This window comes from Streptomyces sp. NPDC026301 (genome assembly GCF_055567935.1).
Window position 1 is genome coordinate 105,986 of sequence record NZ_JBVHPN010000006.1, and the last position, 12,980, is coordinate 118,965.

General features: G+C 72.8%; 16 protein-coding genes and 7 tRNA genes. 10 read left to right on the forward strand and 13 right to left on the reverse strand.

Translation table 11 applies throughout. The features are described from left to right. Positions 1–153: 153 nt before the first annotated feature. Complete coding sequence (locus ACZ4MH_RS12100; RefSeq protein WP_351592788.1) at positions 154–708, forward strand: DinB family protein; 555 nt, start codon at positions 154–156, stop codon at positions 706–708. A gap of 21 nt (positions 709–729) precedes the next feature. Here the strand turns inward: ACZ4MH_RS12100 and ACZ4MH_RS12105 are convergent, their stop codons facing one another. Further along, positions 730–1,905 carry a hypothetical protein gene (locus ACZ4MH_RS12105; RefSeq protein ID WP_351592785.1) on the reverse strand — a complete coding sequence of 392 codons (1,176 nt, stop codon included), beginning with the start codon at positions 1,903–1,905 and terminating at the stop codon, positions 730–732. Then, positions 1,905–2,471, reverse strand: coding sequence for a DUF4365 domain-containing protein (locus ACZ4MH_RS12110; protein ID WP_351592782.1), 567 nt, complete (start codon positions 2,469–2,471; stop codon positions 1,905–1,907). Before ACZ4MH_RS12110 ends, ACZ4MH_RS12105 begins: the two co-directional genes overlap by 1 nt. 236 nt (positions 2,472–2,707) lie before the next feature. On the opposite strand from ACZ4MH_RS12110, the gene ACZ4MH_RS12115 reads away from it, so the two are divergent. Beyond that, on the forward strand, positions 2,708–3,433 hold the full coding sequence (locus ACZ4MH_RS12115) for a 3'-5' exonuclease (protein WP_351592779.1): 726 nt from the start codon (positions 2,708–2,710) through the stop codon (positions 3,431–3,433). Positions 3,434–3,506: 73 nt separating this feature from the next. Here the strand turns inward: ACZ4MH_RS12115 and ACZ4MH_RS12120 are convergent. The 4 genes from ACZ4MH_RS12120 to ACZ4MH_RS12135 all read right to left on the reverse strand — a co-directional run bounded on the left by ACZ4MH_RS12120 (position 3,507) and on the right by ACZ4MH_RS12135 (position 4,803). Beyond that, positions 3,507–3,578, reverse strand: a tRNA-Val gene (locus tag ACZ4MH_RS12120). Between the two features lie 64 nt (positions 3,579–3,642). Then, positions 3,643–4,113 carry an SRPBCC family protein gene (locus tag ACZ4MH_RS12125; RefSeq protein WP_351592776.1) on the reverse strand — a complete coding sequence of 157 codons (471 nt, stop codon included), beginning with the start codon at positions 4,111–4,113 and terminating at the stop codon, positions 3,643–3,645. An 88-nt stretch (positions 4,114–4,201) separates the two neighbouring features. Continuing rightward, positions 4,202–4,273: transfer RNA gene (locus ACZ4MH_RS12130), tRNA-Val, on the reverse strand. A gap of 86 nt (positions 4,274–4,359) precedes the next feature. Beyond that, positions 4,360–4,803 (reverse strand): TIGR02611 family protein, encoded by a 444-nt coding sequence (locus ACZ4MH_RS12135; protein ID WP_351592773.1) that lies wholly within the window; start codon positions 4,801–4,803, stop codon positions 4,360–4,362. A gap of 186 nt (positions 4,804–4,989) precedes the next feature. Here ACZ4MH_RS12135 and ACZ4MH_RS12140 point away from each other — a divergent pair, with 186 nt between their 5' ends. Then, the gene (locus ACZ4MH_RS12140) at positions 4,990–5,403 is read left to right on the forward strand and encodes an SsgA family sporulation/cell division regulator (protein WP_003959770.1); all 414 of its coding nucleotides are present in this window, start codon (positions 4,990–4,992) and stop codon (positions 5,401–5,403) included. Positions 5,404–5,739: 336 nt separating this feature from the next. Then, on the forward strand, positions 5,740–6,306 hold the full coding sequence (locus tag ACZ4MH_RS12145) for a CGNR zinc finger domain-containing protein (RefSeq protein WP_351592770.1): 567 nt from the start codon (positions 5,740–5,742) through the stop codon (positions 6,304–6,306). 31 nt (positions 6,307–6,337) lie between these two features. On the opposite strand, the gene ACZ4MH_RS12150 is transcribed toward ACZ4MH_RS12145, so the two are convergent. Next, on the reverse strand, positions 6,338–6,535 hold the full coding sequence (locus tag ACZ4MH_RS12150) for a hypothetical protein (protein WP_351592886.1): 198 nt from the start codon (positions 6,533–6,535) through the stop codon (positions 6,338–6,340). A 195-nt stretch (positions 6,536–6,730) separates the two neighbouring features. Further along, positions 6,731–7,180: a hypothetical protein gene (locus tag ACZ4MH_RS12155; RefSeq protein WP_351592767.1), complete on the reverse strand. Its 450-nt coding sequence runs from the start codon at positions 7,178–7,180 to the stop codon at positions 6,731–6,733. A gap of 175 nt (positions 7,181–7,355) precedes the next feature. Between ACZ4MH_RS12155 and ACZ4MH_RS12160 the strand changes: the two genes are divergently transcribed. Further along, a complete protein-coding gene (locus ACZ4MH_RS12160; RefSeq protein ID WP_351592764.1) occupies positions 7,356–7,877 on the forward strand; it encodes a DsbA family protein in 522 nt (173 codons plus the stop codon). 39 nt (positions 7,878–7,916) lie between these two features. Here the strand turns inward: ACZ4MH_RS12160 and ACZ4MH_RS12165 are convergent, their stop codons facing one another. From ACZ4MH_RS12165 to ACZ4MH_RS12175, 3 genes are all read right to left on the reverse strand, one after another. Beyond that, entirely contained in the window at positions 7,917–8,747 is an 831-nt protein-coding gene (locus ACZ4MH_RS12165) for a GNAT family N-acetyltransferase (protein WP_467754483.1), read from the reverse strand. A 111-nt stretch (positions 8,748–8,858) separates the two neighbouring features. Continuing rightward, positions 8,859–9,683 carry an aminotransferase class IV gene (locus ACZ4MH_RS12170; RefSeq protein WP_351600351.1) on the reverse strand — a complete coding sequence of 275 codons (825 nt, stop codon included), beginning with the start codon at positions 9,681–9,683 and terminating at the stop codon, positions 8,859–8,861. Further along, complete coding sequence (locus ACZ4MH_RS12175; RefSeq protein WP_351600349.1) at positions 9,680–10,753, reverse strand: chorismate-binding protein; 1,074 nt, start codon at positions 10,751–10,753, stop codon at positions 9,680–9,682. Before ACZ4MH_RS12175 ends, ACZ4MH_RS12170 begins: the two co-directional genes overlap by 4 nt. A gap of 189 nt (positions 10,754–10,942) precedes the next feature. Here ACZ4MH_RS12175 and ACZ4MH_RS12180 point away from each other — a divergent pair. From ACZ4MH_RS12180 to ACZ4MH_RS12200, 5 genes are all read left to right on the forward strand, one after another. Next, a tRNA-Gly gene (locus ACZ4MH_RS12180) sits at positions 10,943–11,015 on the forward strand. Between the two features lie 34 nt (positions 11,016–11,049). Continuing rightward, a tRNA-Cys gene (locus ACZ4MH_RS12185) sits at positions 11,050–11,123 on the forward strand. A gap of 1 nt (position 11,124) precedes the next feature. Beyond that, positions 11,125–11,196: transfer RNA gene (locus ACZ4MH_RS12190), tRNA-Val, on the forward strand. 70 nt (positions 11,197–11,266) lie between these two features. Beyond that, positions 11,267–11,338, forward strand: a tRNA-Val gene (locus ACZ4MH_RS12195). Between the two features lie 43 nt (positions 11,339–11,381). Further along, positions 11,382–11,453: transfer RNA gene (locus ACZ4MH_RS12200), tRNA-Val, on the forward strand. A 49-nt stretch (positions 11,454–11,502) separates the two neighbouring features. On the opposite strand, the gene ACZ4MH_RS12205 is transcribed toward ACZ4MH_RS12200, so the two are convergent. Both ACZ4MH_RS12205 and ACZ4MH_RS12210 read right to left on the reverse strand, forming a co-directional pair. Next, positions 11,503–11,793 (reverse strand): TFIIB-type zinc ribbon-containing protein, encoded by a 291-nt coding sequence (locus ACZ4MH_RS12205; protein ID WP_351600347.1) that lies wholly within the window; start codon positions 11,791–11,793, stop codon positions 11,503–11,505. A gap of 115 nt (positions 11,794–11,908) precedes the next feature. After that, a complete protein-coding gene (locus ACZ4MH_RS12210; protein WP_351600345.1) occupies positions 11,909–12,838 on the reverse strand; it encodes a phosphotransferase family protein in 930 nt (309 codons plus the stop codon). Between the last annotated feature and the right edge of the window lie 142 nt (positions 12,839–12,980).

Below are 12,980 nucleotides of genomic sequence, written 5' to 3' on the forward strand. Positions count from 1 at the left end.
GTCTCTCCTGACGTATGTCTGCTGGGCGGCAGCGATCGCTGCGCTCCCCGAATCGTACCGAGCCACAGGGCCGCCTCGCGAAACGGTTGTTTGCCGGGCTCCCGTCCTGGGCATTTCCGGGCGCCGTGCGCCCCGCGCCCGTACTGTCGCGTCATGACCATCGACTGGAACGACCAGCTGTCCGAGCAGCTCGACTTTCACTGGCGCTACCAGCTGCGCGAACGCCTGTCCGGGCTGAGCGACGAGGAGTACTTCTGGGAGCCGGCGCCGGGCGCCTGGAACGTACGGCGGCGGGGCACCGGCAGCGCGCCCGTCGGCGGTGGCTCCGGCGATTTCACGGTCGACTTCGCCTTCCCCGCGCCGACGCCCGTGCCGGTGACGACCATCGCCTGGCGGCTGGCCCACATCATCGTAGGCGTGCTCGGCATGCGCGTCGCCCACCACTTCGGCGGGCCGGCGATGACGTACCAGGAATTCGCGTACGCGGGTACGGCCCGGGAGGCGCTGGAGCAGCTGGACAAGGTGTACGCGGCGTGGCACGCGGGCGTGCGGGGGCTCGGCGAGGCGGACCTGGCGCGGCCGTGCGGTCCCGCCGAAGGGCCGTACGCCGAGTACCCGATGGCCACACTGGTGCTGCACATCAACCGCGAGGTCATCCACCACGGCGCGGAGATCGCTCTGTTGCGTGATCTGTACGCGCACCGTTGACGCGCGGCGGCGGCGCGGCGCTCACTCTCCCCCGCACGCCTCCTCGAAGTGGTCCAGGTTCTCCTGGAGCGACTTCAGCAGCCGGTCCCGCTCCGCCTCGTCGACCTGTACGGGTGTGACGCCGGCGGCCCCGGTGATCCGGCGGAAGCCGCCGCGGCTCTCCAGCCGCCCGGTCACCCGTACCGGCAGCCCCAGCAGGTGGGCGTGGCCCGCGATCCGGTAGTCCTCCTCGCCGAGGGCGACCCTGACCTGCGCCACGTCCGCGCCGGCCAGCACCCGCAGCCGTACCGCGCCGGCGCCGTCGGGCCGCTCGCGGCGCATCCGTACGACCGTGCCGGTCACCCGCACGGCGAGCGAGGGCTCGTCCCGTACGTACCGCTGGGCGGCCTGCCGCAGCGCGGGCAGGTCGCCGGGGGTGAACTCGACGGGCTCGGGGCGGGCCGGGCAGCCCGGCGGCGGGCCCTCGGCGGGTGACCACTGGATCACGATGCGTACTCCTTCGGCGCCGCGCACCAGAGAGATCAGCGCCTCGGTCAGCTCGTGGCAGACGCCCAGCTCGACGGCGGCCTGGTACGCCTCCATACGGCCGGTGGCGCGCTGGTAGTCCGTGGCGTCGCGGGCGGCGTGCAGCGCCCGCTGGAGGCCCGCGACCGTGCCGCGCCCCGCGGTGACCGGCACGTAGGCGGTGAGGCTGCGGCCCGCGGGGGCCGGGCCGACCAGCACCTGGTCCAGGAGCGCCTCGGCCTGCCGCTTGTGCCGGGCGCCGTGGTAGCCGGCCCGCGCGTACGTGCCGAGCGCCCCGGCGGCCAGCAGGGAGCGGGCGGCGGCGCGCAGCTGTTCCTGTGCGGTCCACAGGGTCGCGCCGGAGCCCTCGTCGGGGATGTCGCGCTCCCAGCGCACCTCGTCGCTGGGCAGCGCGAGACCGACCAGCACTTCGCGGGCCGAGGGCGCGGCGCTGCGGGCGAGCGCGGTCAGGGCCTCGGCGAGCAGGTCGGCGCTGTCGGGGTAGCGGGCGGACTCGGGTACGAGGAGGCTGGTGCCGGCGGTGCCGCCGGGCGGGGTCCAGCGGCCGTACCGGCCCTGGATGCCGCCGCGGCGGTGCCAGCCGTTCCGGCCGAGAAGGGCGATGAGGACGGCCGGATCGACCCGGGCGGGGTCCGGAACGGGGAACGGGTGCTCGTCGGTCGGCCGGTACATCAGGGTCTCCCTCCCGCCCCGACCCGCGTCATGATCTCGATGAGCGCACGGTCGTCGAAGATCCGCGTGGTCGGTATCCGCACAGTGGTCTTGCGCCTGCCGGTGGCCTGCTGGCCGGCCAGGTTGATCCAGTAACAGCAGTGCCGCAGTTCGAGCCGGTCGTGGCTCGCGCGCAGCCAGTCCTCCTGCGTGCGCGGTACGAGCATCACGACCAGGATCTTGTGCACCGCGACGGGGGTACGGGCGAGCTTCACGAGGTGGTCGTTGTCCAGCGTGAAGCCGAAGCTGGGCCCCGGCGGGCGGGGCGGTACCTGATAGGTGCACTTGAGCTGCACCTTGATGGTGACTTCGTCGTCGATGGTGTGGCCGGACGAGCCGTGGCTGACGTGCCAGTCGATGCCGTTGTCCGGGAAGGGCTGCGCGAGCGAGCAGCCGGCGGCCGCGGCCACGGCGTGGAGATAGCCCACCTGGAGCGTCTCCATGGAGGCGGTGGTGGCGAGCTGGCCGCGCAGCGGTACCGGTCGCTCGGGCAGGAACCCACCCGGTTCGGGCTGCGCGAGCGTCATCGCTCCAGTGCCTTCCGGGCGTTGCGGTGGTGCCGGTCGGGTGCGTGGGGGTGTGGGGAGGTCCGGGCCGCACGGCGGTCCGGCGGACCGCGCGTGGGGCTGCGGTCCCCTCTGTGTTGTCTCCGTGTCAAGTGGTCAACAAACTAAGGCGGTTCGACAACCGCGGCGGCCGGGTATCACCAGCTCGGGAGGCCCGGGGCAGGCCACCCGCCGCAGGAGCACGAGGAGTTGAAACTATGCCGTGCTGGTTCGACGGTCCGCTGGCTGCCTTCGACACCGAGACGACGGGGATCGATGTGGAGCGGGACCGCATCGTCTCCGCGGCCCTGGTCGTCCAGGAGACGCCGCGCTCGACTCCGCGGGTCACGCGCTGGCTGGTCAATCCGGGTGTGGACATCCCGGAGGCGGCGACGGCGGTGCACGGCCTGACGGCCGGGCATCTGGCGATGAACGGCCGCTGGCCGGCGCCGGTGATGGAGGAGATAGCGCGGGCCCTGGCGGAGCAGGCGATGGCGGGGCGACCGCTGGTCGTGATGAACGCGCCGTTCGATCTGACGCTGCTGGACCGCGAGTTGCGCCGGCACCGGGCGTCGTCGCTGGCGGCGTATCTCGGTACGCAGTCGTTGTGCGTGCTGGATCCGCGGGTGCTGGACAAGCATCTGGACCGGTACCGCAAGGGCCGCCGGACGCTGACGGACCTGTGCGAGCACTACGGCGTCGAGCTGTCGGGGGCGCACGAGGCGGCGGCGGACGCGACGGCGTCACTGCAGGTCGTACGGGCGCTGGGGCAGGCGTTCGCGACGCGGCTCGAAGGGCTGAGCGTGGCGGAGCTGCACGCACTCCAGGCGGTGTGGCACGCGGCCCAAGCGCGGGGCCTGCAGGCGTGGTTCGCGCGCAACGGCACGGAGGAGGCGGTGGACCCGCACTGGCCGCTCCGCCCGGACCTGCCTGCCGCGGCGTGACCGTACAAGGAAGTGCGACGTGAACATACGCAGAAGGCCGGACCGTTGCTGACGGTCCGGCCTTCTCTCCGGGTGGGCGATACTGGGTTCGAACCAGTGACCTCTTCGGTGTGAACGAAGCGCTCTCCCACTGAGCTAATCGCCCGGGGTTCTCGGGGAGGGTGTCCCTCGCGAACGACCTGAACAATACAGGTCGCGGCGGCTTCACTTCAAATTTCTTGGTGGCGGGCCAGCCAGGCGGCCAGTCCGCGCCGCCCGGCCCGCATCATCAGCGTGTGGTTGAGGCGGAAGAACGGGCGTCCCGGGTAGGCCAGCAGCCGCATGAAGGGCCTGCGGACCTCGACCTCCTGCTCGTACAGCGCGCGGGTGCCGGTGCCGTACGGGCGGACCGTCCAGCGCGCCCAGCCGTCGATGTCGCCGTGCAGCGCCGTCTCCAGGACGCCGGCGCGCGGGTCGCGGCGGCTCTCGCGGGCGGTGACGCGCAGGCTGTACGGCAGTACGGAGCGGATGCGGGCGGTGCCGGAGCTGTCGTCGGTCCGGTGCACCTCGGCGACCTGAGGCCACCAGCGGGGGTAGGACTCGGTCCGTTCGAGGACGGCGTAGACGACGCCGGGCGCCGCGTCCAGCAGCCAGACGCTGCGGAAGCGGTAGTGGTGGGGGCGGAGCGGCCAGGCGGACATGGATCCAGTGTGCCGCGCCGGGGGCACCGGAAGGCCGGATACGCCGAAGGGCCCGGAGGTACGAGACCTCCGGGCCCTTCGATCCGGGTGGGCGATACTGGGTTCGAACCAGTGACCTCTTCGGTGTGAACGAAGCGCTCTCCCACTGAGCTAATCGCCCCGGGCGCCCGTGCCTCTCGGCCCGGCGCACCGCCAACATTACCGCATGTCAGCGGGGCTCCTGACCAGGGTGCGGCCGGGCCGCGGTCACTCGGTGATGTGCCAGGGCATCTCGAAGCCGAACTTCCACACGTACACCGCGAGGGCCGCGACGACGATCACCACGGCGATCGAGGTGAGGATGATGTTGCGGCGGCGGACCTTGGGGTCCAGGGCCTTCTGGGCGGCCTCGGTGACCTTGCGCTTGGTCCAGCGCAGCACGAGCTGCGCCCAGACGAACTCGGTCGCCCAGATCGCCATGCCGGCGAAGATCACCAGCCAGCCGGGGCCCGGCAGCGGCAGCATGATGATGCCGCCGACGACCACCGCGAGGCCGATGATGAAGATGCCGACCTGCCAGCTCATGTGGAGGGGCCGGGAGCGCTTCACGAAATGCGGCGCCTTGGACCCCAGCTTCTGCGGGATCGCCGTCGCGCCCTGTGTCGACGCGCCTCCGACGGCACCCTGACGCTCGTCACTCTCCGCATTCATACCGGCAAACCTACCCGACGTCCCGCACCCTCGCATGAACGCTCGGGAGGATCCCGGACTCCGCCGTAAGAGGTACCTGAAGCCACCCAAAACAGTCAGAGGGGTTTACAACGCCACCGTAGGTGGCATGTCGATTTCGCCGACGTGCGAACCCCCGAGCGCACACTGAGCGAAAGGCCCTGGCGTATGAACACCACGGTCAGCTGCGAGCTGCACCTGCGCCTCGTTGTGTCGAGCGAGTCCTCACTGCCTGTACCTGCGGGCCTGCGGTATGACACGGCCGATCCTTATGCCGTGCACGCCACCTTCCACACCGGAGCCGAGGAGACCGTCGAGTGGGTTTTCGCTCGTGATCTCCTCGCCGAGGGCCTGCACCGGCCCACCGGCACCGGCGACGTCCGCGTCTGGCCGTCCCGGAGCCACGGTCAGGGAGTCGTCTGCATCGCCCTGAGCTCTCCGGAGGGCGAGGCTCTGCTCGAAGCCCCGGCGCGGGCCCTGGAATCCTTCCTCAAGCGCACGGATGCCGCGGTCCCGCCCGGCACCGAGCACCGACACTTCGATCTCGACACAGAGCTCTCCCACATCCTCGCGGAGAGCTGAGGAGACCCGCGGCCGCGTACCGCGTCAACCGCTCACCACTCGCGCCGTCCGACTCGGGGAGACGGCGCAGGACGGACAAGTTCATACGGCAAGCACCGGCGCCGTCGCCGCGGAGACCACCGCGGCGGCGGCGCCGCTTCCGTACTGACCGGCCCGGACGGGCACCGGGGAGCCGGGGAAACCTGCGGCACCGGTGGCCGCCGGGCCTTGTTGGAGGCGCTAGAGTCGGCGACCATTCGGCAAGGGGGCGGCCGGCCGATCGCTGGAGATCACCGGCCACCGCACATGGATCCCGGGGGGCGGCAGAATCCGCCCCTCCCGGCCTGGGAGCGACCCGTGATGATCACCCATGACACCCGGTGCGCGCTGGAGGCAGTCGTCGACCTCCTGAACACCGCGCCCGAGGGCGGGGCCCCGTCGGCCCCGGACGCCCTCACCGACGTGCCGGGCCTGTACGAGTTCGTCGCGCGCAACGCCTTCAGCGATGTGGGCACGCTCGGCGAACGTGACCTGGCCTCCGTGCGCTCCGTACGGTCCAGATTCGCCCAGGTCTTCGCGGCGGACGACGACCGCAGCGCGGCCGAGCTGCTGAATTCGCTGGTGGCGGCGGCCGGCACCACCCCTCGGCTGACCGACCACGACGGGTACGACTGGCACGTGCACTACTTCGCGCCCGGCGCCTCGGTCGCCGACCACCTCGCGGCGGACGGCGGGATGGCGCTGGCGTTCCTGGTCGTCGCCGGGGAGCGGGAGCGGCTGCGGCGCTGCGAGGCACCGGACTGCCGGCACGCCTTCGTCGACCTCTCCCGGAACCGCTCGCGTCGTTACTGCGACAGCCGGACCTGCGGCAACCGTCTGCACGTCGCCGCGTACCGGGCGCGCCGCCGCGAGGCCGCGAGCTGACTCCGCCCGCCGGAGGCGCGGCCACCGGCGCTCACAGCAGGAACAGGTCGTGCACGGCGCCCAGCAGGAGCAGGACGCCGATCACGGTGAGGAAGAGCATCAGGGGCGGCTGGGACAGCGCGAAGAGACAGCCGCGGGCTTCAGGGGCCCGGGGAGTGTTCTCCCGGGTCAGGGCGTACTGAGAGCCTGTATCTGAGCCCTGGCCGGGCGTCCGTCGTCTGGCACGCACGCTCGCGGCGTTGCCGAAACGCCCTAGTAGCTCCGCTACGAGGGCGCTCCGGCGCCTTGCGATCGCACGCACCAGACGACGTGCGCTGATCCGACCAGGGCTCAGACACAGGCTCTCATCGTTCATCTCGCGGAGATCATGGCGCAGGTGATCGGCGCGAGGCGCGGGAGATTCCCCCGCAGGAGGGGGAGTTCCTCAGATCCCGTGCTTTTTCAGGATGGCTTCGATATCGGAGAAATCGTCGTTCGCGCCGCCGCCTTGCCGGGCCGGTTTCGCCGCGGGGCGAGGGGCGGTCTCCTGGCCGGTGCCCAGGGAGGGCGCCGAGGCGCCGGGGGCCACCGCACCGCCGTGCTGTGCCGCGGCTGCCGCGCGGCGCTCCTTGCGCCGGCCGGAGCGGCGCTCGGCGAAGCGGCTCAGCAGGAACAGCAGGGCCGAGAGCGCCAGTACGCCGAAGCCCGCCCACACCGTCGGCTTGAGGACCAGCCCGGTGATCCAGTCGATGACACCGGTCATGACCAGGCCGATCGGGATCAGCGCGAAGGCGGCGATGCGCGTCGCGGCGAGGAAGCGCCGGCGGAAGGCGGTCAGCGCGGCGATGCCCAGGCCGGCCGCCGACAGCGCGGCGCAGACGGTCGAGGTCAGCATCGGGTCCTCCTGCCGTGGACGGTTCTCCCTCCATCCTGCCCCCTCGCCCGGCGCAGGGGCCACGGCCGGGCCCGCCCTCGGGGTCATCTCGGGGTCCGGATCCTCCTCAGGTGCCGGTCCGGCGGGGCCCGGGCGCGGGTTCGGCGGAGGCCGCGCGGGCTGGAAGACTGGCCCCATGAACGACGCCTCCTCCCCCGCCGCGCCCGCCTCTCCCGTCCTGGAGGTCTGGTGCGAGCTGCAGTGTCCCGACTGCCACGCCGCCCTGGACGACCTGCGCGCGCTGCGCGAGCGCTACGGCGACCGGCTGGAGATCCGGCTGCGCCACTTCCCGCTGGAGAAGCACAAGCACGCCTACGCCGCCGCACAGGCCGCCGAGGAAGCCATCGAGCAGGGCCGCGGCTGGGAGTACGTGGAGGCCGTCCTCGGGCGCACCGAGGAGCTGGCGAAGCAGGGCGAGAAGCTGCTGGTGAAAGTGGCCGGGGAGGTGGGCCTGGACGCCGAGGAGCTGGACACCGCGCTGATCGACGGCCGGCACCTGCTGATCGTCGACGCGGACCAGGCCGAGGGCAAGGCGATCGGTGTCACGGGCACGCCGACGTACGTCATCGGCGGCGAGCGGCTGGACGGCGGCAAGAGCCAGGAGGGGCTGCGCGCCCGCGTCGAGGAGATCGCCGACCGGCTGCTGGCCGCCGAGTGACTTCGGCTGCGGCTCACGGCCGAGCGGCCCGGCGGCCGCTCACAGCAGCGGCTTCGAGAGCCGGTGGTCAATGACGCGGTACCCGAGGGACTCGTACAGCCCGCGGGCTGTCGGGTTGTCGGCGTAGACGTTGAGGCCGAGGTGGCGGCTGCCCGCCGCCAGACACTCCCGCTCGGCGATGCCCATCAGGGTGCGCCCGTGGCCGCGGCCGCGGTGCTCGGGCGCGACCCGCACGTCGTACACGTAACCGCCCGGCTGCCCCGGTGCGTGCAGCACGGTCCAGACCGTGCCCACGTCCGTGCCCTCATGGCGCAGCACGCGCAGGCTCTGCCCCGGGGTGTGCGGGCCGTCGGGCAGCAGCAGCCGGTGGTCGGCGTCCGCCAGCTCCGCGGCGCGTTCGGCCGAAGCGCCCTGCCGGGTCATGGCCTGTACGTACTCGTCCTGGGCTGCCGCGAGCCAGGCCGGGTACTCCGCGTCGTCCAGCGGCCGGTCGACGCTGCCGGGAGGCAGTGCGGGCGGTGTCGTGAGCTCCTTGCGCATCCGGCGGGCGCGTTCGGTGTAGCCGAGCGCCGCGCTGAGCCGCAGCGCGGGCGTGGCGTCGGCGGGCACGACGAACTCGATGCGCCGGCAGCCCCAGCCTCGCAGCACTTCCTCCGCGGCCAGGGCGGCGACGGTGGCGCGGCCGCGCCGCCGGTCGGGCTCGTCGATCCACAGGTCGGCGAGGCGGCCGGTGGGCAGCGCGGCGCGCGGGTCGGTGGCGAGCCGGAGCCGCCCCACGGGGCGGCTGTTGACGCAGACGTCGTACGTACGGGCCCGGACGCCGCCCTCCTGGCGCTCTTCCGGTCCGGTGGGGCGCAGCGTTGTGGTCACGCTGTTGTTCTATCCCGCGGGCGGCCGCTCAGTCATCGGCCTGGTCAGCCGCCCTCGGCGCCCCGCTTGGTGACCTTACGCGGCGCGGGCCGGCCTTCCTCGGCTCCTTCCTCAGTGCGGGTCGACGTCCGCCGCGGACCGTTCGGCGAAGATCCGCATGGCCTTGGCGGTGACCGGCCCCGGGTCGGTGCCGAGCTGCCGGGCGTCGTTGCGGGTGACCGCCTGGACGTCGCGCAGCGTGGAGGTCAGGAAGATCTCCTCGGCCTGCTCCAGCGCGGCGAGCGGCAGGTCGGTCTCCTTGGCGCCGGTCCATTCGATGGTCAGCGCGCGGGTGATGCCGGCCAGGCAGCCGGACTCCAGCGGCGGGGTGTGCAGTTCGCCGTCGAGCACGACGAAGACGTTCGAGCCGGTGCCCTCGCAGAGCTGTCCCACGGTGTTGGCGAACAGCGCCTCGGAGGCGCCGTGCTGCCGGGCGCGGGCGAGCGCGACGACGTTCTCGGCGTACGAGGTGGTCTTCAGGCCGGTGAGCGCGCCGCGTTCGTTGCGGGTCCAGGGGACGGTGACCGTCGCCGTGGTGTCGGGCCTGCGGGCGGTCTCGCCGAGCGCGACGACGAGGGTGGGGCCCGCCTCGCCGCGGTCGGAGCCGAGCGGCGAGTGGCCGCCGGTGTAGGTGATCCGCAGCCGGCCGAGCGGCATGGGGTTGGCGGCGAGCACGGCGTCGCAGGCGCGGCGTACTTCGTCCAGGTCGGGGTCGGGCAGGCCGAGGCCCCGCGCCGACGAGGTCAGCCGGTGGAGGTGCCGGGTGAGCGCGAAGGCGCGGCCGTGCTCCGCCTTCAGGGTCTCGAAGACCCCGTCGCCGACCGTCAGTCCGTGGTCGAAGACGGAGACCCGGGCGCTGTCGGCATCCCGCAGCTCCCCGTCGAGCCAGATCTTCATCGCGTCGCTCCTCCAGTTGTCTCGTACGTCTCCGACGCTACCGCCAGCAGCCGTGCCGCCTTGAGTTCGGTCTCGTCCCATTCGCGGTCGGGGTCGGAGCCCCAGGTGATGCCGGCGCCGGTACCGAAGCGCAGGACGGGCCCGGCGGCGGCCTGCCGGTCGATCCAGAAGGTGCGGATGCCGACGGCCAGCTCGCCGGTGCCGCGGTCGGCGTCGACCCAGCCGACGCCGCCGCAATACGGGCCGCGCGGCGCGGTCTCCAGGGTCTCGATGATGTCCAGGGCGCTGCGCTTGGGCGCGCCGGTGACGGACCCGGGCGGGAAGGTGCCGATCAGCAGCTCGGGCCAGCCGGCGCCGGCGCGCAGTTCGCCGCGGACGGTGGAGACCAGGTGGACCAGGCCGGGATGGGCCTCGACGGCGCAGAGCGCGGGGACGGTCACCGAGCCGGTGGCGCAGACCCGTCCCATGTCGTTGCGGACCAGGTCGACGATCATCACGTTCTCGGCGTGATCCTTCTCCAGCAGGTCCGCCGCGGTGCGGCCGGTGCCCTTGATGGGCCCCGACTCGACGGTGCGGCCGGTGCGGCGCAGGTAGAGCTCGGGCGAGGCGGTGGCGACCTCGACGCCGTGCGCGGGGAGGCGGACCGTTCCCGCGTACGGCGCGGGGTTGCCGCGGGCCAGCAGCGCGGTCAGCGCGTCCACGTCCGCGCGCTCGGGGTCCGGCAGCGGCGCCGAGAGAATGCGGCAGAGGTTCGCCTGGTAGACCTCCCCGGCCGCGATGTGCTCGCGTATCCGGCGTACGCCCGCGGTGTAGGCGGCGCGGTCCAGGGAGCTGGTCCATGCCGCGCGCGCGGGCCCGCGCCACGCGCCGCGCGCGTGCCCTGTGGTGCCGCCCGGGAAGCCGGGGTCCTTCCGTACGTCGCCGAAGCGCGCGCACACGAGGCGGCCCTCGAAGTCGGCGACCACGGCCCACCAGCCCGTGGAGTCCAGAGCGGCGGGGTCGCTGGTGACGTCGCGCAGGTCGGAGGCGATCAGGCCGCCGAAGCGGGCCAGAGGAGGGAGGTCGGGCACGCCGTCGAGTCTAGGACGGCGCCCCCGGTGCCGCCCCGGCCGAGCGAGCACCGCAGCACGCTGCACAAACGCGTTTTTGTACTGGCCCAGGAATCCGCTAGAGTTCAACACGTCGCCGGGACGCGGAAGCGAAAAGCGGAAGCCGACCGAAGACAGCAGCTCTCAGGCGGTAGTCTGAGGGAGGCACCTGCGGACATAGCTCAGTTGGTAGAGCGCAACCTTGCCAAGGTTGAGGTCGCGAGTTCGAGCCTCGTTGTCCGCTCTGAGTGGGGGATCTTCCCGACCCCTGCACTCCAGGTGGAGTGGCCGAGAGGCGAGGCAACGGCCTGCAAAGCCGTCTACACGGGTTCAAATCCCGTCTCCACCTCCAAGGACGATTAGCTCAGCGGGAGAGCGCTTCCCTGACACGGAAGAGGTCACTGGTTCAATCCCAGTATCGTCCACTGGTCCGCAAGGACCACGATCCCCGAGGATCACGGTCCGCGAAGACCATGATCTAATACGGATCACCCCGCGCGATTAGCTCAGCGGGAGAGCGCTTCCCTGACACGGAAGAGGTCACTGGTTCAATCCCAGTATCGCGCACGCAGTGCCCATGGTCCGCTCCTCGGAGTGACCGTGGTCCCGAGGACGATTAGCTCAGCGGGAGAGCGCTTCCCTGACACGGAAGAGGTCACTGGTTCAATCCCAGTATCGTCCACACGGCAAGCAGAAGGGCCGGAGCATCCGCTCCGGCCCTTCTGCGTTCCTCAGGAGGAGAAGAGCATCCGGCCGAAGCTGCGGTGACCGTGGTGGCCGTGGTGGCCGTGGTGGCCGTGCTGTCCGTGGTGCGGGGCGCCCCAGGCCGGCGCGGCCGGGTACGCCTGCGGGGCGGCGGGCGGGGGCGGCGGGGCCTGCTGCGTCCACTGGGACTCCAGTCGGGTCAGCGATTCCAGCTCGCCGTAGTCCAGGAAGATCCCCCGGCAGCCCGCGCACTGCTCGATCTGGACCCCGTTGCGGTTGTACGTGTGCATCGGCGCATGGCACTTGGGACACTGCATGTCGGCTCAACTCCTACTGATCGCACGGCGGCGGCGCCGGAACCTCCGTCCGCCGTTGGTGTGTTCACCCTACGACTCGCATCGCGCCTCAACTGCCCCGGTGCGTAACAGCTTGTCACCAGTCCATTCGCGCGCAGGAGTCGACGAGCGCGGCCTCCACCTCGTCCAGCGGACGTCCCTCCGGGGCGGCCTTGGCGATGGCCAGGGCGGCGGTCTGGACCGTCAGGGCGCGGGCGGGGACGTCCAGTTCCGGCCAGGGATCGCCGTCGGGGCGTACGGCACGGCCGCCGGCGGCCCGGTACGCGCCGAGGAACCGCGTCCACACCTCGGGGGCGAGCAGGCCGCTCGCGAACCAGGCGGCGGGCCGGGCGAGATCCCAGCAGGCCTCCCCCACGCCCAGGTCGTCGACGTCGATGAGCAGCCAGCGCCCGTCCGGCACGGGGTGCCGCACCAGTTGGCCCAGGTGCAGGTCGCCGTGGCAGAGCAGGCCGGGGCCCGGCGCGGGCGCCTCGTCGCGCGCCCAGGGCGGCAGCGCGGCCCAGCCGCCCTCGACGGCGCGTACCGCGGCCGCCAGGGACGGCACGGCGGTGGTGGGCGCGGCCCGCATCCGGGCCAGCGCGCGGGCGGCCTTGGCGGGGCCGCGCATCGGCGGGACCGGCCCTGGCAGCGTGCGCGGGTCCACGGCGTGCAGCCGGGCAAGGAGCCGGGCCGCGTCCTCCCAGGGCGCGGCGTCCGGGTCGTCCGGCGCGACCGGCCGGCCGTACGGCCAGCGGGTGAGCGGGCGCCCGTCGTCGTACCGCACGAGGTAGCCGTCCGGCCCTGTGACGGGCAGCGGGGGCAGCAGCGTGCCGTGCAGGCGGGGGTGGGCGGCGATGCGCAGCCGGACGGCGAGCGCGGCGGCGTCGCAGTCGGGCGCGTGCGCCTTGGCGACGGTTCGCCCGCCGCTCACCACCGTCCCGTCGGACCGGTCGGCGAGGACGACGGGCTCCCCGGGCCCGGAGGCTCCGGAGAGCGCCGCGAGGCGGCGTATCAGGGCGCGGGACATCGTTCCCCCTCGGCGCGTGGACCGGTTCGTGCGAAGCACGCCGGTCGGCCCCGCCGCAGGGATCGTACGCAGCGCCACCTGGGCGTACGCCAGGGCCCCGGCACCCGGCGGTCTCCCGGGCCTACGCGGAGGAACCCTGGCG

Excerpts from the sequence above, each read along its gene's own strand:
- ACZ4MH_RS12210 (WP_351600345.1), bottom strand. The coding sequence starts at position 12,838 with ATGTCCCGCGCCCTGATACGCCGCCTCGCGGCGCTCTCCGGAGCCTCC.
- ACZ4MH_RS12155 (WP_351592767.1), bottom strand. The coding sequence starts at position 7,180 with ATGCTGACCTCGACCGTCTGCGCCGCGCTGTCGGCGGCCGGCCTGGGC.
- ACZ4MH_RS12160 (WP_351592764.1), top strand. The coding sequence starts at position 7,356 with ATGAACGACGCCTCCTCCCCCGCCGCGCCCGCCTCTCCCGTCCTGGAG.
- ACZ4MH_RS12170 (WP_351600351.1), bottom strand. The coding sequence starts at position 9,683 with ATGAAGATCTGGCTCGACGGGGAGCTGCGGGATGCCGACAGCGCCCGG.
- ACZ4MH_RS12110 (WP_351592782.1), bottom strand. The coding sequence starts at position 2,471 with ATGACGCTCGCGCAGCCCGAACCGGGTGGGTTCCTGCCCGAGCGACCG.
- ACZ4MH_RS12135 (WP_351592773.1), bottom strand. The coding sequence starts at position 4,803 with ATGAATGCGGAGAGTGACGAGCGTCAGGGTGCCGTCGGAGGCGCGTCG.
- ACZ4MH_RS12205 (WP_351600347.1), bottom strand. The coding sequence starts at position 11,793 with ATGCAGTGTCCCAAGTGCCATGCGCCGATGCACACGTACAACCGCAAC.
- ACZ4MH_RS12100 (WP_351592788.1), top strand. The coding sequence starts at position 154 with ATGACCATCGACTGGAACGACCAGCTGTCCGAGCAGCTCGACTTTCAC.
- ACZ4MH_RS12115 (WP_351592779.1), top strand. The coding sequence starts at position 2,708 with ATGCCGTGCTGGTTCGACGGTCCGCTGGCTGCCTTCGACACCGAGACG.
- ACZ4MH_RS12125 (WP_351592776.1), bottom strand. The coding sequence starts at position 4,113 with ATGTCCGCCTGGCCGCTCCGCCCCCACCACTACCGCTTCCGCAGCGTC.
- ACZ4MH_RS12140 (WP_003959770.1), top strand. The coding sequence starts at position 4,990 with ATGAACACCACGGTCAGCTGCGAGCTGCACCTGCGCCTCGTTGTGTCG.
- ACZ4MH_RS12105 (WP_351592785.1), bottom strand. The coding sequence starts at position 1,905 with ATGTACCGGCCGACCGACGAGCACCCGTTCCCCGTTCCGGACCCCGCC.